The 18,186-nt window shown below is 56.2% G+C and carries 18 protein-coding genes and 3 pseudogenes; 6 read left to right on the top strand and 15 right to left on the bottom strand.

All coding sequences use genetic code 11. The annotated features are described in order from the left end of the window. Window positions 1-150: 150 nt before the first annotated feature. Window positions 151-342, top strand: a pseudogene (locus ACW9UQ_RS16280) (thermonuclease family protein); the annotation flags it as partial. On the opposite strand, the gene ACW9UQ_RS16275 reads toward ACW9UQ_RS16280, so the two are convergent. From ACW9UQ_RS16275 to ACW9UQ_RS16235, 9 genes and pseudogenes are all read right to left on the bottom strand, one after another. Next, window positions 339-587: a hypothetical protein gene (locus tag ACW9UQ_RS16275; protein ID WP_458932067.1), complete on the bottom strand. Its 249-nt coding sequence runs from the start codon at window positions 585-587 to the stop codon at window positions 339-341. The pseudogene ACW9UQ_RS16280 and the gene ACW9UQ_RS16275 overlap by 4 nt on opposite strands. 5 nt (window positions 588-592) lie before the next feature. Next, window positions 593-841 carry a hypothetical protein gene (locus ACW9UQ_RS16270; protein ID WP_458932066.1) on the bottom strand — a complete coding sequence of 83 codons (249 nt, stop codon included), beginning with the start codon at window positions 839-841 and terminating at the stop codon, window positions 593-595. 197 nt (window positions 842-1,038) lie between these two features. After that, entirely contained in the window at window positions 1,039-1,455 is a 417-nt protein-coding gene (locus ACW9UQ_RS16265; RefSeq protein ID WP_458932065.1) for a hypothetical protein, read from the bottom strand. Then, complete coding sequence (locus ACW9UQ_RS16260) at window positions 1,448-1,693, bottom strand: type II toxin-antitoxin system prevent-host-death family antitoxin (protein WP_458932064.1); 246 nt, start codon at window positions 1,691-1,693, stop codon at window positions 1,448-1,450. The genes ACW9UQ_RS16265 and ACW9UQ_RS16260 overlap by 8 nt, the downstream gene beginning before the upstream one ends. A 141-nt stretch (window positions 1,694-1,834) precedes the next feature. Next, window positions 1,835-2,212 (bottom strand): hypothetical protein, encoded by a 378-nt coding sequence (locus ACW9UQ_RS16255; RefSeq protein ID WP_458932063.1) that lies wholly within the window; start codon window positions 2,210-2,212, stop codon window positions 1,835-1,837. Continuing rightward, window positions 2,209-2,460 (bottom strand): annotated as a pseudogene (locus ACW9UQ_RS16250) (zinc finger domain-containing protein); the annotation flags it as partial. The gene ACW9UQ_RS16255 and the pseudogene ACW9UQ_RS16250, both read right to left, overlap by 4 nt. A 258-nt stretch (window positions 2,461-2,718) precedes the next feature. Further along, entirely contained in the window at window positions 2,719-4,488 is a 1,770-nt protein-coding gene (locus ACW9UQ_RS16245) for a sensor histidine kinase (RefSeq protein ID WP_458932062.1), read from the bottom strand. Window positions 4,489-4,544: 56 nt separating this feature from the next. After that, window positions 4,545-5,180 (bottom strand): LuxR C-terminal-related transcriptional regulator, encoded by a 636-nt coding sequence (locus ACW9UQ_RS16240; RefSeq protein ID WP_458932061.1) that lies wholly within the window; start codon window positions 5,178-5,180, stop codon window positions 4,545-4,547. A gap of 610 nt (window positions 5,181-5,790) precedes the next feature. Continuing rightward, window positions 5,791-6,042, bottom strand: a complete 252-nt coding sequence (locus ACW9UQ_RS16235) for a hypothetical protein (RefSeq protein WP_458932060.1) — start codon at window positions 6,040-6,042, stop codon at window positions 5,791-5,793. A gap of 133 nt (window positions 6,043-6,175) precedes the next feature. Between ACW9UQ_RS16235 and ACW9UQ_RS16230 the strand changes: the two genes are divergently transcribed. From ACW9UQ_RS16230 to ACW9UQ_RS16215, 4 genes and pseudogenes are all read left to right on the top strand, one after another. After that, window positions 6,176-6,535, top strand: a complete 360-nt coding sequence (locus tag ACW9UQ_RS16230) for a hypothetical protein (RefSeq protein ID WP_458932059.1) — start codon at window positions 6,176-6,178, stop codon at window positions 6,533-6,535. Window positions 6,536-6,652: 117 nt separating this feature from the next. Further along, entirely contained in the window at window positions 6,653-6,832 is a 180-nt protein-coding gene (locus tag ACW9UQ_RS16225; protein ID WP_458932058.1) for a hypothetical protein, read from the top strand. A gap of 224 nt (window positions 6,833-7,056) precedes the next feature. Beyond that, complete coding sequence (locus tag ACW9UQ_RS16220) at window positions 7,057-9,039, top strand: autotransporter family protein (RefSeq protein WP_458932057.1); 1,983 nt, start codon at window positions 7,057-7,059, stop codon at window positions 9,037-9,039. Between the two features lie 553 nt (window positions 9,040-9,592). Then, window positions 9,593-9,979 (top strand): annotated as a pseudogene (locus tag ACW9UQ_RS16215) (tyrosine-type recombinase/integrase); the annotation flags it as partial. 265 nt (window positions 9,980-10,244) lie between these two features. Here ACW9UQ_RS16215 and ACW9UQ_RS16210 read toward each other — a convergent pair. Genes ACW9UQ_RS16210 through ACW9UQ_RS16190 form a run of 5 tightly spaced genes read right to left on the bottom strand, consistent with a single transcriptional unit; the run spans window position 10,245 to window position 16,117 of the window. Then, window positions 10,245-11,543, bottom strand: coding sequence for an amidohydrolase family protein (locus ACW9UQ_RS16210; RefSeq protein ID WP_458932056.1), 1,299 nt, complete (start codon window positions 11,541-11,543; stop codon window positions 10,245-10,247). A 22-nt stretch (window positions 11,544-11,565) separates the two neighbouring features. Further along, window positions 11,566-12,507: an ABC transporter permease gene (locus ACW9UQ_RS16205; protein ID WP_458932069.1), complete on the bottom strand. Its 942-nt coding sequence runs from the start codon at window positions 12,505-12,507 to the stop codon at window positions 11,566-11,568. Then, on the bottom strand, window positions 12,507-13,571 hold the full coding sequence (locus ACW9UQ_RS16200) for an ABC transporter permease (RefSeq protein WP_458932068.1): 1,065 nt from the start codon (window positions 13,569-13,571) through the stop codon (window positions 12,507-12,509). Before ACW9UQ_RS16200 ends, ACW9UQ_RS16205 begins: the two co-directional genes overlap by 1 nt. Beyond that, window positions 13,571-15,088, bottom strand: a complete 1,518-nt coding sequence (locus tag ACW9UQ_RS16195; RefSeq protein WP_458932055.1) for an ABC transporter ATP-binding protein — start codon at window positions 15,086-15,088, stop codon at window positions 13,571-13,573. The genes ACW9UQ_RS16200 and ACW9UQ_RS16195 overlap by 1 nt, the downstream gene beginning before the upstream one ends. A gap of 39 nt (window positions 15,089-15,127) precedes the next feature. After that, window positions 15,128-16,117, bottom strand: coding sequence for a BMP family protein (locus ACW9UQ_RS16190; protein WP_458932054.1), 990 nt, complete (start codon window positions 16,115-16,117; stop codon window positions 15,128-15,130). A 316-nt stretch (window positions 16,118-16,433) separates the two neighbouring features. On the opposite strand from ACW9UQ_RS16190, the gene ACW9UQ_RS16185 reads away from it, so the two are divergent. Next, window positions 16,434-17,060, top strand: coding sequence for a TetR family transcriptional regulator C-terminal domain-containing protein (locus ACW9UQ_RS16185; protein WP_458932053.1), 627 nt, complete (start codon window positions 16,434-16,436; stop codon window positions 17,058-17,060). Between the two features lie 323 nt (window positions 17,061-17,383). On the opposite strand, the gene ACW9UQ_RS16180 is transcribed toward ACW9UQ_RS16185, so the two are convergent. Then, window positions 17,384-17,824, bottom strand: coding sequence for a hypothetical protein (locus tag ACW9UQ_RS16180; RefSeq protein ID WP_458932070.1), 441 nt, complete (start codon window positions 17,822-17,824; stop codon window positions 17,384-17,386). Window positions 17,825-18,186 lie beyond the last annotated feature (362 nt).

Genomic DNA, 18,186 nt, shown 5'->3' with positions numbered 1-18,186 from the left:
TTTGATCATCCCAATGATTTGGACTTCCGTGAAACGGCTCTTTCGCATTCGTTTGCTCCTTCAAAAGGTTGAGCAAACTCTACATCAGAACGAGGGAAGTTTCGGGGGGCAGGTCAGGCCCAATGCGAAGCGGAACGGGCGCGCGGCGAAGCAGCGGCGGAACGTCTGGGCGAACTGCTGGCCCGGGCGTCATCCGCTCGTTTGACCTATTTGCCGCGCCGCGACCAATACGGGCGCGATCTGGCGCAGCTCTTGCTCGATGGCCGGGACGTGGCCGATTTCATGGTAGGGGAGGGACTGGCCCGTCGCTATAGCGGAGGACAGCGCAGCCCGTGGTGTTAAAGGTTGTTGGCGTCACGCTCGACAATACCGCGCTCAACCTCCGCCAACAGGCGTTCACCGTGATAGAGGCAGAGCCAGGCCCGGTGACTGGCGAAGGCGCTGGCAAGGACAACGGCGACAGATGGGATCATAGGCAGGTCCACCGCCGCCACAGTGACAAAGCCAAGGCAGGCGGCAAGGGCATATAGCCCGCCGACTAGCCTGCCTCGCTTACGAGCCTTCGCAACTTCTGACAGGCCAATCATTGCGATTACGACCGACGCCGGGTCGCATCCACATGCCGTTCCATTCGTTTGCGAAGCTCGTTGAGCTGAAACCAACAGGTTGCAATACCTGCCAGCGACAGAGGAATGATCCAACTTGCCACAGGGTAAGCAAACACTTTGAGAAGAGTTGCATACCCAACAATGAAAATGAGCAACGCTGTGATTACTCCGACGAAACGGGCTTCGTTTTCAATCGCCATTTGCGCTTTGTCGTCGTCGCTGTAATAGATCATGTCTTGCCTCATATCTCATTGATTGAAGGGGTATGGCCTCGCCAGCCCATAGCTGACCCCATCTTGCACAAAAAATCCGTGAAAGCCCAGAAACCAAGCGCGATGCAGGCCGGTTCCCGCCAGAATCCTGCGCATCCATCTGGGCGCGATATGGCCTGCGTAACCCCATAAATAGACGCGGTGCAGAGCGTGTTGGGTCATGTGCGCTCAACCCCGCTCGATGCGCCACCTTTCAGGTAGGCGGTGCGGAAACGCGCCGCGATCTGTTTGAGAAAAGCTTTCGAGAACGTACCGATTTTGCCGTGCGGCTCGAAATAAAAGGATTCCTCAAGCGTATCGCGGTTGTGATCATCCAAAATGATCCACAAGCGCTTTGCCTCGGTCAATCCAGCGCGCCGGATTTCCGTTGCCGGAATTTCCAAGGCGTCTTGTTCGGCCAAGGGGGAAGTCCCCGTAATGGGCAACAGGTAGAGCCTTGAGCGGCTGGTTCCAACAGGCAACACGGCAGCGAGGGTGACGGGACGCTCTTTGCGTCCCTCAGTCTCGCCACGTTCGGCCTGCCATGTCCAGAGATAGGGATAGCGCCAGATATCGCCTGCTTCGGGTTTAGTCATCGGATTCAATGATCCGGTCTAGCTCCGCAACCAGTGCGGCTCCTTCATCGGTTGGAATGTCCGCCGTTCGCCGCGCGATACGGGGGTCAGCCGATGTTTTGAGCCGCTGGAAAGTCTCAGTCGTCAGGACCACGAAACGGGCTTTGCCGTGACGGGCGATAGCGATAGGCTCTTGTGAAGCCGCAGCCAGCACATCACCCGTCTTGTTGCCAAGGTCCGTGGCGGAAAATTCTCGCATATTTGTCTCCACTCTCGATAACCTAGATATTATCGAAAACCTAGAAAACATCAAGAGGGAGCCAGACCATAGCGAAAAAAAAGACCCCGTCGCAAGAAGCGAGCGGGGCCAAGTTGATCCTCACCACAAGGATACGAAATGTCAGTCAGGGGGTGCATTGGCGGCACGCCAGTTGTCGCCCTCGGGAATGTCGTCTTGCTCTCGGATGATCGCTGTGCGTCGATTGTTCAACGCCATGAATATCGGCGTGGACGGATGATCGCCGCGCGCGCCGCGTTGCGGGCGACGGATGCCGATGGGACCATGGCGATAGAACCAGATCGCCAGATCAATCGCCTCAAGATCGGTCTCGCGGTAGATCATCTCAAGCGGCATACATATGGCGTGGGTTTCCAGATCGCGGTTGCGCTTGTGGAAAAGCCGCCGCCGGTTCAGGACATAGCCACAATCGCACCATTCGCGCACATTGCCCCACCAGAGCCGTGTGCCTGGTGTGCGGTATTCAATGAGCTTCGTCATGAAAACAGCTCCAATTGAACGCCGATCTCTCGCTCAATGCGGTTGCGCTCAGCCCGTCCGGTCGGGTCGATGACCCATTCATCATTGACATGCTCGATGCTGGCATTTTCGCCATGCTGCGTGACAAAAAGGCAATCGGCTGCGATGCGGCGGGCCTTGTGCAGATCGCAAGCCCGGTGGCCGCTCGGGCGGCGACACCAGACGCCGGGGGCTTTCCCACAATCGAGGCAACGGACGGCCAAGACAGGGTGCTTACGCGCCGCCTCATGGCAGGAGAGCCCCTCATCAACCAGAGCGACGACACGCTCCCGAATATCCAGTGATAGCGATTTGCCCATGTTCCACCTCCAAATATAGTGAATCACAAAATCCGCATCGTGGGAATCCCACCGATTCAGATTTCAAGGACGGCGCTCTAGAATGAAATAACGGTCACTCGGACAAGTCGCAGCAAATGTTCCGTTTGAGCCCAGATAGACCAATGCTGTGAGATGTCTGAACGACAGCTATGTTCTTTCCGGCGTTTGTATGAGTAGCAGCGTGATGTTGGTTCCAGTCGCGTCGCTTGTCAGGCTAAACTGTGCTCCAATGGCTGCAGAGCGTCGTTTCATATTGGCAATGCCGTTTGCCGGGTGCTCGCTTGTCCCCAGTTGATCCAGATCGAAGCCTTTTCCGTTGTCGGAAACCCGTATTTCATTTTCGTCGACGAAGATCGTGATCGTGTCGGCCCCGGCATGTTTGATAACATTGGTGATCGCTTCCTGTACGATCCGAGCCAGATGCAGGCTTTGGGACGGGCCGGGATTGGGCAGCACCGGCTCGCCATGAACCTGCCAGTCAAACTCAATACCATGCGCGGACAGAAGATCCTCGAGCCGGGTTCGCAACATCCCCAGAAGAGTCACCAAGCTGTCATGATTTTCCATGCTATCGAGCATCAGGGCGAGATCACGCAGGGCATCTTCCAGAGCGTGGCGGATTTTCTCATCCCCTGCATTGTTGTTTTCCATATATGCCAAGGCGCTGACGAGATGGCCACCGATTCCGTCGTGGAGGTCCAGCATGATGCGATCCCGCTCCTCGGCAATGGCCTCGCGGCGTTTTACCTCAGTCAATTCAGCGAAGCTTGCCTCCAATTCCGCAGATTTACGAGCGATGGTGTCAGTGAGTGATGCAGTTAAGGCTTCAGAACTGCGTAAGCTAAGGATCAGACGGGAGAGGATCAGCCAAATGCAAGCCAGTGCCATGACAAGGGGCATAAGCTGGAACAGATGCATCGTGCGAGATGGCGCTGGTAGAAGAAGCAAATAGAGCGCGTAGAACCCTAAAGCCACCGCGATACTCAGACAAGGAAAGAACACTCGTATATCCAACGGTGTCAAAATTTTACGATTGATCCAGAGTGTTGTAATGCCCACAATAGAGGAAGGAACAGTGATGAGAACATTGCTCCACAGCGATATAGAATAGACATACCCCTGTGGTACAAACAGAATGGTCACAACGGACAATCCCAGCAGAACGCCGTGCGTACGTTCGGGCCAAAGAAATGGCAGTTTCAGAAAGCAGCGCAGGAATTTTACGATCAGAAGCACGTAGAGCGATACGCTCAGAATCCACAAGATGGTCCAGAGCCGATAGCCACCAAAGCCAATGCCATATCCGTACTGGATCAGTGTTGGCATCGCGGTTGCGCAGGCGAGCCCAAGCCACAAATATTCTGTCTCCTGACGGCGGAAGCTCCAGATCACCAGAAGACTGGTCGCCACTACAGTCATGAGACCAAGAGCAAACCGGGCAAACCCGGGCCCGAGCAGGAACCGCAAGTTATGGTAAGGGATGAGGAGGTCTTGTCGGCCAAAGAAAAACGGGTGCAGGTCCAACCTTTCGGACTGAGGGCCGGAAAGTGTGATATCCAGAACGTTTGCGTCGCGGGTCAAGAGTACTGGCGCGACAGGAATCAGCAGGGGCTCATCCCACAGGCGCCGATGGTCTGGGATGACAAAGATCACGTGCCCGTTCAGGCGCAACTCTACCAAACCTGTAAGCTTCGGAAAATAAAACGCCATCATCCCATCAGCATAAAATGATCTCGTGAGACGGATGCGCAACTGCTGCGTCTCAATTGTTGCGTCAAAACTCGTGGATGAGAAGTAGGGAAGAGCTTTAGACGCGCCGCGTTCGCACTCGATATCCTGGCAAAGTTCCACCTGACGTATCATCTGCGTGCCCGGAATGGTGGTGATCTGACCGATGTCGAGCCAATAGAGTGTCATGGCCAACCCTATGAGCCAAACAGCCACTCCCAACAACGTCCGCCAGAAAGTCGCCCTCACAAGACACCGATCTTTGAGGCGCGGGCGACGGCCTCCATATTCGATCCGACCTCAAGCTTGCGGTAGATGTTGGTGATGTGGTTGCCCACGGTGCCCGCGCTGATCTCCAATTGGGCCGCAATTTCGTGCCGTTTATAGCCCCGAGCGACAGCACGCAGGATCTCGGTCTCGCGCTCGGTGAGAGGAGAGGGCACGAGGGTGGACGCATCACTTTGCTTGATTATGCTCAAAAGGTGTCGCGCAATCGAAGGACTGATAGGACTGCCGCCTTCCAGCACCGTTAGGATATTCGCACCGATCAGGTCAAGCCCGGCTCCTTTGAGAATATAGCCTTTGGCCCCGGCCTGAATAGCCTCGACCACGCGGGTCTCGTCGCCAAATATGGACACAACCATTGCCTCTACCCTCCAATCTGCTTGAGCACAGGCACGCACGGCTTCCAGGCCAGACCCATCCGGCAAGCCGATATCCACCAATACGATATGCGGGCGTAGGTCAAACAGCATGTTCAGCCCCTGATCCAACGTCACGGCATGGCCCGCTAATACGATACCATCGGTCGCGATAATCGCCTCAGCGAGCCTCGCCGCAATATCGGGACGGTCTTCAATGATCAGAACGGGATAATCCATCACAAGGCTGGCCTTTTGCTGAACCTTTCCCGTCCAGTCTAACAAAAGTGCAGGAATGTCACATGTGTGAATCCACACATGGGCACCAAACGATATGTTTCCTATCGTTGCATTGGGATCAAGCCGTGGAGTGTATATTGTGAAGACTAAACTTTTTCGAATTGGATACATTCTGTGCGCCTGCTCGCCCACTGTTCTTGGCCCTGCTTATGCTCAAAGTGAAGTTTTGGTCGACGCACCTGTCACCATTGAAGGCCTGTCAGGTCCTCAGGGGTCCAATGGCACTGATGGTTCTGCAGGCGCTCCTGGGCTTGTGTCTCGACCGGGGGGGGTGGGTGAAAATGGCGGTTGGGGCAGAAACGGCCAAATTGGATCTGACGGTGAGAACATCAGCGGCAGAAACTTGATATCTAATGGAGATTTCTCAAGCAGCTCCGATGCCGTGGTATTGCGTGGGGGTGTAGGTGGCGTCGGCGGTATCGGTGGGTATGGTGGAAGCGGAGGGGCGGGTGGTCTTGGTATCCGCTATGATAATGTACATCACGTCGCCAACAACGGCGGTCCAGGCACCCTGAGCGGCACGCGAGGTGAGACCGGTCGAGGATATATTTCACGAAGCATTGGTGGGCCAGGTGGCAATGGAAGTGGTGCAGGTGCCGGAGGTGCCGGAGGCGTCGGGGGCGCTGTTGATGCCAACAGCGTCAATCTTTCTCATAATGTCAGCAGCACCGATTCCGGGGTCGTTCTTGAAGGAGGCACTGGTGCTGCCGGAGGGGCTGGCGGACGGGGCGGGGATGCAGGACACGGCGCGCATGGCATAAGTGCCAACGGTGCGATCCTTGGTGCCGGCAATGGTGGCCATGGCGGCACTGGAAGAGATGAGGTCGTCTATTGCGGGTCTGACCTTGCTGCGCCTCACTGTGGCGCTCCCGGAGGTGCCGGTGGCAATGGTGGCTACGCTGGCATCGTTTATCCAAGTCATAGGGTAAGAAACCATGGGGGCTCTGGCGCACAGGGCGGGACCGGCGGCATTGGCGGTGCAGGCGGCAAGGTCACAAATAACCAGATCGACAACCACGGCGTCGTGTCTGCGGGTGCAGAGGGCATCGCCCTGCGTGGCGGTTCGGGCGGAACCGGAGGTGCCGCGAGTGACGGCGGAAATGGCGGTCATGGCGGAAACGGCACCCACGGCGGGCGCGGCGGAAGCGGTGGCTACGGTGGGAATGGCGGCGACGGTGGTGACGGAGTGTTCTACAACGTGTCATTTTACAACGGCGCTGATGGGGGTTCCGGTGGACCAGGTGGAAACGGTGGCCATGGCGGTGATGGGTTTAACGGTGGCAATGGTGGCGTAGGGGGGCAGGGTGGAACTGGCGGACGTGGCGGCGATGGTGGCGCTGTTGGCGACAACCGGATCCGCAACCTAGGAGAAGTACGTTCCGGCATGACGGCAATTCTGCTGCAAGGCGGCCATGGCGGAGCCGGTAGCGGCGGAGGTACAGGTGGGACCGGTGGGACCGGTGGGAACGGTGGTCACGGTGGACGTGGCGGAGATGGCGGTGGCGGCGGCGATCGCGGCGAAGGTGGCGATCGGAAATGCGTCGGTATTGGCCCTGCACAACATTGTTCAAGCTCTGGGTCTGATGGCCTAAGCGGCCCCGGTGGCCATGGCGCTAAGGGAGGTAATGGTGGGCAGGCTGGTGCCAATGGTGACACTTTAGGTGGTGGCGATGGTGGCATTGGCGGAGATGGCGGCGCTGTTACAAACAACAGCGTCCGTAATAATGGTATCATATCTGCGGCGGGTGATGGGATTGCCTTACGTGGAGGCGATGGCGGTTCGGGTGCCGGAGCAGGCGCAAGCGGGGCTGTCAACTTGGGCTTTGGCACCGGCGGAGCTGGCGGTCATGGCGGTTGGGGCGGCAACGGCGGGGCCGGTGGGAATGGCGGAAACGGAGGCAATGGGGGCGGCGCCTATTCATCTGCATTGGCGGGGGGGGCTGGCTTCGCGGGGACCGGAGGCCCCGGCGACTATCATGGCTCGAACCTGCCGGGAGCGAACGGAGTCTCGGGTGTCAGTGGAAGTGCAATTCCGGGGCTGGCCGGACAGGTGCTGGGCAGCGGATCTGCGGGAATCCAAGGAAATGGTGGTGATGTTTCAGGTAATACCGTCACAAATGCTGGCATGATTACGGCCAATGGGTACGGTGTTTCATTCATTGGTGGTAATGGAACCACGCAAGGTCTCGCCTTCGACAACCGGGTGTACAATCTTGCGGGTGGGGCGATTGCTGGCGATGTAGGTGTGTTTTTCGGGGCTGGTACCGGAAATTTCGTAGAAACCGCCGGAGATATTACAGGTACAAGTGGTACTGCAATCGAAATGACATCGGGAACAAATGAACTTCGGTTCTTAAGAAACTCAGTTACCACGGGTGCTGTGCAGGGTGGTACAGGTGATGACACCTTTGTGCTGCATAACAATGCCCGGATCACGGGCACCATTCACGGAGATAATGACGTCACTGGGGATGTTTTGGCGTTGGCCTTCACACGGGTCTTGCCTAGCGAATACACGAATATCATTCAAAAACTAAAAGCAGACGACACCAGCTTTGACTTTCGGTTCCAAACCTACACTTTCGATGGAATCGAAAAAATAGATATCTCAATGATCCAGTTGTCGGATTTTGGCAGAAAGGCGAGAACCCCAAATCAGAAAGCGATGGGTCGAACGCTGGACAATCTGCCCTACATAACGCCCGATCTCGACAATTTTCTGGCACTTGTAGATGCCTCCTCGGACGTCACACTAGCACTGCGTCAGATGACCCCAGAGCTTTACGGCGTCGGCTGGGTAGCAAGCTCGGATATTATCCGGCATTTGGAGCGCTCTGACCGGGGACGGCTTGCCTCACAGCGCGGATCGTCGCGACTGGCGTTCCCGGAAGATGTAGTGCCATCAAGCAGCGGGGGGGGTGTGATGGCCGACGCCGAACCGGAAAGCAACCTCTGGTTCGAGACTGCAGGGCTGTTTGGAGATGGTACTTCGAAAACAAACCTAATGAGCTATCAAAGCTCGGCTTGGCTGGCACGCTTTGGGATTGACATAAACAGGACATCGAATGCCGTTGTCGGCCTGTCAATGGGATGGTCAGAGAGTTCCACGGCTTCTGACAGTTTCAGTGCAGCAGCGCCATCCAGCATTGCCACCAAAAGCGTGCATGTAACAGCTTATGGGCAACAAGTTTTCGACAATGGATTATACCTAAACGGGCAACTGCAATTTGGTCTCGATTCCTACTCTGGGCACCGCAACCTGCAGGTCGGCGCAGACGCCCGTTCAGTGCAGTTTGACTATGATGGAAAACACTGGGCGGGAAATTTTGCATTGGGGATCGAACGACAACTGATACCGAATGTCATGATCGACGCCTCCGCAGGACTGGCCTACGCATCGCTTTGGACCGAGGCATTTACGGAAACAGGTGCCGGGGATCTGTCATTGCGGGTGAAAGAGCAACATGTGGAGTCGATGCAATCCGTTATCTCGCTGGGCGCACATGGCGAACATGATCTTGCAGATGGCTCTACGCTGCGATTTAGAGGTCGCGCCAGTTGGCGTCATGAATTCGCAGAACAAGGCCGGATCAATGCCGATCTGATTGCTATCCCGGGTAGCGGTTTCACGATATCAGGCCCGTCTTTCGAAAAAGACATTCTAAGCTTGGAAGCGGGTATCAGCATAGCCTCTCCCAATGAAAGGACCAATGTCTATCTGAATGCAAGCGGCGACTATTTCAGGGGGGGCAAGGTGAAAAACGCCAGCGTTGAGGCGGGTATCAGCTTTACTTTCTGAATGGTAACCCATTGGAAACATTGTTGATTACGTTTGGTCATCAGAGAGCATGTTAATGCTATTGATTTCGAAGAAATTTCACGAAAGCTGACATTGGCGCGGACGCAGCGAATTCACACATTGCCCCGCGTCTTTAGGGTTCAGGCAGGCCGCAACGAAAGGTCAGTTTGGATGCCACCTGTTTTGCCGTGATTGAATGGCTGGTCTGGGGAACTGTGCCGCATCGCAGAGAGTTCTGCGCCGCGAGTGCGAGCAATTGCTGCGTCAGCAATAGCCGTGCGAGCAAAAGGCGGTTGTGTCCCGCTCCTTACCAGTTCGGGCGCCGTGCGGCGATCGACGCGTCATCCCAGACCGGCCCTTCGTGTTTTTCATGGCGAAAGCTATCGAAGAGCCCAACCCGTGAATCTATGATTTTCGCTGCGCGCGCAGGCAGCACGAAAATCGCTACATTTGCGCTCTAAGTGACGCTGCCGCGCGGCGGGAAAACCAGCTGTTCGCGCACATTGCAGCGAAAAATTTGGGGGCAACTCACAGGTCGCGGGACTTTATTGCCATTTCCGTGATCCAAAGCAAGACCAAGCGACCGGTTCAGTTTGAACTGACGGAAAACACACGCGAAACTGTCTTGGCCTGGGTCAAATCCCCCGAGATGTTTGCGTGCCGGTTCATGTTCTCGAGCAGATTCCATGACCGACCACACATCTCAACACGGCAATATGGACGGCTCGTTCGTGATTGGGTCACAGCGATCGGACTGGAACCAAGCGGATATGGCACACATTCGCTCCGCCGCACAAAGGCGGCAGAGATATATCGAAAGACCAGCAATCTTCGGGCAGTCCAACTGCTGCTTGGTCACACGAAAGTCGACAGTACAGTACGCTATCTAGGCGTTGAACTTGAAGACGCACTGAGTATCGCGGAGCGCATCGATATCTGAGCCGCATCGGCGAACGGCTCTGCCGTTCGCCATTTCAAAGCAGATTTCCATCTCTCATGCGGTGTTGGTCGGCGCTGAGCCCAAAGTCCCGAATGCTGCGCTTTAACCAAATTGCAGCAAAGCAAAGAAAAGCCGACGTTGGAACCAACCAAACAGTCGCAAATTAGATGTTGCTATAAATCGTAGGATGGGCGCTTCGCCCAACCAATTTGTCCGGATAATTTGAAGTATTTTCGAAGCCCTTGTTCGCCCCCAGTAGTGCAAACTAGTTGGTGCTACTTGACCCGCTGACTTGGGATTCATCCACTGTTAAGCCTGGCCTGTCGGGCAATGCCAAATTGTACTGAATGGGCGCTGATTGCGAGATGAGTTGTCCGTGTCGGAACACGGCAAGCCGATGCGCGCGCAGTCGGATGGCTTCGATCTTGTCTTTTGCCTGCAGGATCATGAAATGCGCATCGCATCCTTTGGACAGGCCATACCCCTCCAGGCCCATGATCCGGGCCGAGTTGCCGGTGACCGCCTCAAAGCACCAGTCCATATCCGCGCGGCTCGACAATTGCCCGACATGCAACCCCATGAAGGCAACGTCCAGCATGTCCGCCTTGCCCAGAGAATACCACGGGTCCATCACACAGTCAGAGCCAAAGCCAACCATGATCCCGGTGTCGCGCAGCTCGCGCACGCGGGTTTGGCCGCGCCGTTTGGGATATGTGTCGTGACGGCCCTGCAACATGATGTTGATCAGCGGGTTGGGGATCGCGTGAACACCGGCTTCAACCATCAGCGGGATCAGCTTGGAGACATAGTAGTTGTCCATGGAGTGCATCGAGGTCAGATGCGATCCCGCAACGCGGCCCTTCAGCCCAAGGCGTTGCGTTTCATAGGCCAGCGTTTCGATATGGCGACTGTGGGGGTCATCGCTTTCATCGCAATGCATATCGACCATCAGTCCGCGTTTTTCTGCAATTTCACACAACAGGCGTATGCTTTCGGCGCCATGCGCCATGGTGCGTTCGAAATGCGGGATACCGCCCACCACATCCACGCCCATATCGAGCGCACGCACCGTATTGTTCATCGCTGTGGAGTCGCGCAGAACGCCGTCTTGCGGAAACGCCACGAGTTGCAGGTCGAGGTAGTTTTTTACCTTTTCGCGCACCTCCAGCAGTGCTTGCACGCCCTTCAATTCGTCATCGCAAGTATCCACATGGCTGCGGATCGCGCCGATGCCTTTGGCAACCGCCAGATTGCAGTAGCGCATCGCGCGTTCGACGATACCATCGACGGACTGGATTGGCTTCAACTCGCCCCACAGCGCGATGCCCTCGAGCAAGGTGCCAGACACATTCATGCGTGGCGTGCCAAGTGACAAGGTCGCGTCCATGTGAAAATGCGGGTCGACAAAGGGTGGGGACACAAGGTTTCCGCCTGCATCCATTGTCTCTTTTGCCTCGGCCGTGATCCCCGCCTCAACTGCGGCGATTTTGCCATCCTTACAGGCGATATCGACGCCGGATTGTCCGTCACTCGTGGTCGCGTTTTTGACGATCAGATCGAACATGAAATCCCCCGTTTGCGGTGCATCATCGTTGTCCTTTGAACCAAGGGGTCAACAAGGCGCGTGGATAGTCGGCAGATCGCGCGACGATGACAAGGGCGATGATGGACAGGATATAAGGCGCCATCAGGAAAACTTGCCCTGGCACCAATGCGCCCATTTCAGTTTGCAACCGCACTTGCAGCGCGTCGAAAGCGCCAAACAAAAGCGCACCCAGCAGGGCCTTTCCCGGTCGCCAGCTGGCAAAGATCACTAGCGCAATGCAGACCCAACCGCGCCCGTTGACCATGCCAAAGAAGAAGGCGTCAAAAGCGCTCATCGTCAGGAACGCGCCCCCAAGTGCCATCAAGGCGGACCCGGCCAAAATCGCGCCCATGCGCAGACCATAGACGGACAGACCTTGCGCATCCACACTGTCGGGGTTGTCACCCACGGCCTTGATTGCCACGCCAAGCGCGGTGCGGTTCATCACATACCAAACCAGCGCAACCATCAGCAGCGCAAGCCATGTCAGCGCTGTTTGCTGGAACAGGACCGGGCCGAGAAACGGCAGGTCAGACAGGATAGGGATATCCAGCGCGCGAAACGGTTCGATGCGCGGCGGCGAAGACACGTCGGGCAACGCGGTCCGATAGGTGTAGTAACTGACCGAGGTGGCAAACAGCGTGATCCCAAGGCCCGAGACGTGTTGGGACAGGCCCAAAGGCACCGTCAGGATGGCGTGCAATAGCCCAAAGAACGCGCCAGCCAATGCCGCGACCAACACACCGCCCCAAAGCCCAGCACCAAGCCAGACGGCCATCCATCCGCACATCGCACCGACGACGAAGATGCCTTCGATCCCGAGGTTCAGGACACCAGCACGCTCGCAAATCAACGCGCCGAGCACACCAAAGATCAGGGGCGTGGCGATGCGCAACGACGCCGCCCAGAAGCTCTCGGTCATCAAAATGTTCAAAAGGTCCATCATGCTGTGGCCCCTTTGGTGCGCAAGATGCGGTACTTGGCCAGAAACCCGCCAACCAGGACGCAGAGCAGCGACATGGAAACAACCAGATCGGCAAGGAAAGACGACACGCCCATGGCGCGGCTCATGCTGTCAGCACCGACGAAGACTGACGCGATGAAGAGGGCCGCGATGACAACACCAACCGGCGACAAGCCCGCCAACATCGCAACGACAATGCCGGTGTAGCCAAACCCGGGGGACAGATCAGCCGTCAGATAGCCCTTTAGCCCGGCCACTTCGGACACCCCGGCGAGCCCGGCCAGCGCGCCAGAGATTGCTGCCACGCCAAACAAGGAGCGGCGCACATTGATGCCTGCGTGCCGGGCAGCAGCGGCGTTTTCGCCGACCGCCCGCAGTTTGAACCCCCAGACGGACCGCGCCAGCATGAACTGCGCAATGGCTGCCAGAACAAGCGCAAGGATCAGACCTGAATGCACCCGCATTCTGTCCATCAGTGGCGGCAGCATGCCCTGGTCCAGCACCGGTGCTGATTGCGGCCAACCCAACCCCATTGGGTCTTGTAGTGGGCCTTCAAGCATCATCTGAAGAAAGATCAGAATGATGAAGTTTAGCAGCAAGGTCGTCACAACCTCATCCGCGCCAAAGCGCACTTTCAGATAGGTTGGGGCCATCATACCTGCAGCTCCGGCGGCTGCGCCCAAGACGATGATCAGCGGTAACAGCAGGATGCCAGAGATGTCGAGCACCCCCGACCCAATAGCGACCGCTGCGATAGCGCCTAGATAAAGCTGTCCTTCGGCCCCGATATTCCAAAGCTTGGCGCGAAACGCCAAAGCCGCGGCCAGCCCGGTGAATATCAACGGCGTTGCGCGCGTCAGCATTTCGGACACAGCAAAGACCGATCCAAAAACACCTTTGATCATCTCGCCATAGGCGGTGATCGGGTTTGCCCCGGCGGCCAGCAATGGAATGGCCGCAAAGGCGAGTGAGATGACAGCCGAAAGGATAGGAATACCAACAGCAAACGCGCGGGACGGATTTTCGCGCGGCTCAATGCGGATCATGCCGGTTCTCCTGCCATCATCAGGCCGATTTGTTCACGGTCATGGCTTGCGGCTTCAACAATATTTCCATCCCGGATCACAACGATCCGATCGGCAAGGCCCAGAATCTCGTCAAGATCTTCTGAGATCAGAACAACGCCTGCACCGCGCTCGCGGGCTTCCAACAAGCGCCGACCGACCTCTGCCGCTGCGCCCATATCAAGGCCGCGTGTGGGTTGGTTCGCGAGGATAAGCCGGGGGGAGCGTTCAAAAACACGCGCTAGGATCAGCTTTTGAATATTCCCGCCTGACAACAATCTGGATGCGGCGATGACGCCGGGGCCGCGTACGTCATAGGCTTTGGCAAGCTTTTCGGCATTGGCCTGAATGGCGTCACGCTTCAGCAATCCTCGTGATTGGATGGCAGGATCATCAAGTCGTTCGATCACCATGTTCTCGGCTACGCTCATCGCACCGACAATCCCTTCGTGATGACGGTCTTCGGGGATGCGCCCGATACCCGCCTTCACCATAGCACCCGGGCTTGGTTTTGGAATGTCCTGGTCATCCACCGTGATCGTCCCGGCGCTTGGTTGTGCGAGCCCTGAAATCACATTGGCCAGCCCGCTTTGCCCATTACCGGAGATGCCGGCGATGCCCAGAATTTCGTGGGCGTTTACGGTCAGGTTGACGCCTTTTAACGTATCGCGCTTGGCGCGCCCTTCGACCGATACGTTCGACAGCTTCAACACCGGCGCACCGGGCGCCATTTCTGTGCGTGCGACCTTGGGCGTATCCGCCCCGACCATCATGCGCGCGATGACTTTTTCATCGGCATCTGCAGTGGCCATCTCTCCTACTTTCTTGCCGTGGCGCAGGACAGCAATGCGATCAGAAAAGGCGAGAACCTCGCGCAGTTTGTGGCTGATGAAAATCACGGACAAGCCATCTTTTGTCATCGCCTTGATATTGTCGAACAGCGTGTCGGCCTCTTGCGGGGTCAGGACCGCCGTGGGTTCATCAAGTACCAGAATGCGGGCATCGCGATAGAGTGCTTTGAGGATCTCAACCCGCTGACGTTCGCCGACAGACAGCCGCCCCACAGGCACATTCAACGGCGCATTTAATCCACTGCGCTCAATAATGCCGTCGATCTTGGCCTTGGCGCTGTTGCGATTGCGCCGGAAGCTGCGCAGCGGTTCAGACCCGAGAGTGATATTGTCGAGCGCGTTGATGTTTTCAGCCAGTGCGAAATGCTGGTGCACCATGCCGACCCCTGCGGCCAGCGCAGCCCGGGGATGGCCTAACGGCAAGGCATGCAACGTGCCGCTTTCGTCAGCGACTTCAACTGTGCCCGCGTCGGGCAGATAGTGCCCGAACAGCATGTTCATCAGCGTGGTTTTGCCCGCGCCGTTTTCACCCAAAAGGGCCAGCACTTCACCTTTTTCAAGGGTCAGGCTGACATCATCATTTGCAACCACCGAGCCGAAGCGTTTGCTGAGCCCAGTGAGCCTGAGAGCAGTGGATTGTGTCATGAAATGGTCGGGCTGGTGCTGCCGCCAGCCCATGCGTCTTTAATTGTCAGAGACTGGACGGTCATCGTTCACGTTCACACGGAACAGCCCACCCAGAATTTCAGCTTCACGTTCCTTTACGGCCGCTGCTGTTTCCGTCGCGACAAGGCTTTCGTCCATGACAAGCGAACCGCCGCCATACGCCATAAAGCTGTACTGGCCATAGTCCGACGCCTCAAACGTGCCACCTGCAACGTTTGCCACGGCTTTGTCGATGGTCGCTTCCATGTGCCACAGGGCAGAGGCCATGATGGTCCCAGGATAATCACCAGAGGTATCGATCACGTTGCCGATGGCTTTCACGCCACGCTCAACCGCTGCGTCGGACACGCCAAAACGTTCCGCATACATCACGTCTGCGCCTGCATCCATCATCGCGAATGCGCTTTCTTTGGCTTTCGGCGGGTCGTACCAGCTGTCGATGAAGTTCACCATGAACTTCACATCCGGGTTCACTTCGCGCGCGCCATCCATGAAGGCATGCATCAAGCGGTTCACTTCAGGGATCGCATATCCGCCAACCATCCCAATCAGGTTAGACTCAGTCGCAGCACCGGCAACCATGCCGGACAGATAGGATGGTTCGTGAATCCAGTTGTCGAAGACGGAAAAATTTGGCGCGACCGGACCAAAGGACGAGCCCATCAGGAACGCCGTCTCGGGGTAATCCGTCGCCACTTTGCGCGCAGCGCGCTCAAGTCCGAACACTTCACCCACTATCAATTGTTGGCCTTGCTCGGCATATTCGCGCATCACCCGCTCATAGTCGGTGTTGGCAACATTTTCCGAAAACACATACTCGATATCGCCCCGCTCTGCGGCCGTGTTCAGTGCAAGGTGAATCCGGCTGATCCATTGCTGTTCGACGGGCAATGTATAGATCGCGGCAACCTTCACCTTTTCTGCCGCAGCGACGCCGGCCGCCAAAAGGGTCGATCCCGCGACCATGGCGGCCAGCAGCGCCCTTTTCGTTAGCGATATTCTTGACATGTCATCCTCTCCTGTTCGGTATTTTAATGTTGATATTTTCACAGTATTCGTCGCCTCGGGTTGCTTGGCGCAGCGCCTTTGCTTCCTGTCAGAGCTCCCCAAGGTGGGTAGGTTGTATGTTTGTTGGCAGTGTCTTCGGCCTCCATTCCAATGCCACACGGGTGGATGCTGAAAAGATTTAGATGTCCGGTCAAGAATTTTCTGCACGATCGTGCAGAAAGTTTCCAAACCTGATCGGATTTGTTAGTTTGATCGGCATCAGATGTTCAAACAGGACCTTTCTCGGCCAACGCACCGTTCAAAGGATTGAAACAGCGTGAACAAGCAAAGCGGCGGAATACAGATCCGTCATCGCGAAGAAACAAGGGCGCAAATTCAGCGGGCCGCTGAACGTGTCTTTGCGGATTACGGTTACGTAGGCGCGTCATTTAGCCGGATCGCCACTGAAGCTGGTCTGCCGAAATCCAACATCGTCTATTACTATCAAACCAAGGAAAAACTGTACCGAAATGTGGTCGAGAACATCTTCAATGTCTGGCGTGAAGCCGCGGATGTCCTGTCGCCGGAACGCGATCCGATAAATGCTTTGGGCGACTACATCGAAACCAAGCTGGAACTGGCCCGAACGCGCCCCTATGGCTCCAAGGTCTGGGCAAACGAAGTCATCCAGCGCGCGCCCGTCGTACAGGACTACCTGGAAAACGAACTGCGCCAATGGACCGATGATCGGATAGCAGTGATCGAATGCTGGATCGCCCAAAAGCAAATCAGGCCCGTCAGCGCACGGCATTTGCTTTATGCAATCTGGGCGACTACGCAGCATTATGCTGACTTCAAACACCAAATCAGAACATTGAACGATGATCTGGAACTGACAAATCAACAATGGGAAGAGACGAAGCGCTCGCTTCGAGAGATTTTGCTGGAAGGCGTAAAGCTCTGATCTGATCGACATCTTCAAATTTGCGGTACTGTTGATCGCGCCTGCGAGGAAGGAGGTTAATCCAGTCCAACGGCAACGTACCCCAATGTTGGTTTGAAAAGAACTCTAGGTCGAGTGTCGCGCTCCAGCATCTTTGCAGCCATTTAAAATTTCCGATTTACGCGCCAAGGGCGTGATCCTCCCCCACTGAAGTGGTCCGCCCCTATAGTTAGGAAACGGAGGATCAGATATGGGAAGCAAGCGACACAAGCCGGAAGAGATTGTCACGAAGTTACGGCAGGTTGAGGTGCTTTGCGGCCAAAGAATGGCGCGCATTGATGCGATCAGGCAGGTGCAGATAAAGGGTAATCGGCATACATCAAGGAATGCTCAAGCCGCATCGCAGCCATATGGCCTCCCTCAGAAATGTTCGAAACAATCTCAGGTGTTGGAATGCCATGTTGAAACAATCGTCCTGCGGTAAACGCTGCGGTTACAGATTGATATTGAGACGGATCACAGGCAGTACCACAACGCAGCCCGTAAAAAGGTGCGTTTCCAAAGTCGATTTTACTGAGCGCCTCTGAAACCCGATAAGCGGTGAGCGCGTCGGTAAAAGGCGCAATGATGAAGTCAGCGTTGTAGGCAGCGGATAAAGCGAGGTCATCAACGCGCGCGCTCATGTCAATCAAAATGGGGAAGCTACGTAGGAGCTGGCGATCACGCTCCGACCTTAAAATACGGCTGAGATCATCTGTATTTCGGGCTCGCTCAAAGTCGATCACGTCCGTTGAGACGCCACAGCCAAGCATCCGTTCATACCATCTACTGAGCGTTGTGTCCTCACAGTGGGCCAATTGAGCTTCGTAAGAGGCGTCTACCACAAGTGTGCGATAGCGCTGCTTCTCCGCGATGGCCGAGGCAATGTCATCACCGCCGTCGTTCGACCAGCGCCACCAGCTGGTGCAATAAGGACAATCGTGCTCATGGGGGTTCCTTAATTATCTAAATTTTAGATAATCTATATATTAGGCAGCGTACCCACAAAGGGCTTTATACTCCCAATGACTTGTGATTTTTTTCGCGCCAAACAAGCGGCGGGAGTAGTCACATGGCGCGATCAGACATGAGCGATTTGGAATGGGCA

The organism is Halovulum sp. GXIMD14793, from assembly GCF_054457435.1.
The sequence above is the reverse complement of the archived record's forward strand: the minus strand, read 5'-3'. Positions and strand labels throughout refer to the sequence as shown.

Coding starts and splice junctions, on each gene's coding strand:
- ACW9UQ_RS16275 (WP_458932067.1), bottom strand. CDS start 587: ATGATTGGCCTGTCAGAAGTTGCGAAGGCTCGTAAGCGAGGCAGGCTA.
- ACW9UQ_RS16270 (WP_458932066.1), bottom strand. CDS start 841: ATGATCTATTACAGCGACGACGACAAAGCGCAAATGGCGATTGAAAAC.
- ACW9UQ_RS16265 (WP_458932065.1), bottom strand. CDS start 1,455: ATGACTAAACCCGAAGCAGGCGATATCTGGCGCTATCCCTATCTCTGG.
- ACW9UQ_RS16260 (WP_458932064.1), bottom strand. CDS start 1,693: ATGCGAGAATTTTCCGCCACGGACCTTGGCAACAAGACGGGTGATGTG.
- ACW9UQ_RS16255 (WP_458932063.1), bottom strand. CDS start 2,212: ATGACGAAGCTCATTGAATACCGCACACCAGGCACACGGCTCTGGTGG.
- ACW9UQ_RS16245 (WP_458932062.1), bottom strand. CDS start 4,488: ATGACACTCTATTGGCTCGACATCGGTCAGATCACCACCATTCCGGGC.
- ACW9UQ_RS16240 (WP_458932061.1), bottom strand. CDS start 5,180: ATGGATTATCCCGTTCTGATCATTGAAGACCGTCCCGATATTGCGGCG.
- ACW9UQ_RS16235 (WP_458932060.1), bottom strand. CDS start 6,042: ATGGCCACCATTGCCGGCACCAAGGATCGCACCGTTGGCACTTATGCC.
- ACW9UQ_RS16230 (WP_458932059.1), top strand. CDS start 6,176: ATGGGGGCTCTGGCGCACAGGGCGGGACCGGCGGCATTGGCGGTGCAG.
- ACW9UQ_RS16225 (WP_458932058.1), top strand. CDS start 6,653: ATGGCGGAGCCGGTAGCGGCGGAGGTACAGGTGGGACCGGTGGGACCG.
- ACW9UQ_RS16210 (WP_458932056.1), bottom strand. CDS start 11,543: ATGTTCGATCTGATCGTCAAAAACGCGACCACGAGTGACGGACAATCC.
- ACW9UQ_RS16205 (WP_458932069.1), bottom strand. CDS start 12,507: ATGGACCTTTTGAACATTTTGATGACCGAGAGCTTCTGGGCGGCGTCG.
- ACW9UQ_RS16195 (WP_458932055.1), bottom strand. CDS start 15,088: ATGACACAATCCACTGCTCTCAGGCTCACTGGGCTCAGCAAACGCTTC.
- ACW9UQ_RS16190 (WP_458932054.1), bottom strand. CDS start 16,117: ATGTCAAGAATATCGCTAACGAAAAGGGCGCTGCTGGCCGCCATGGTC.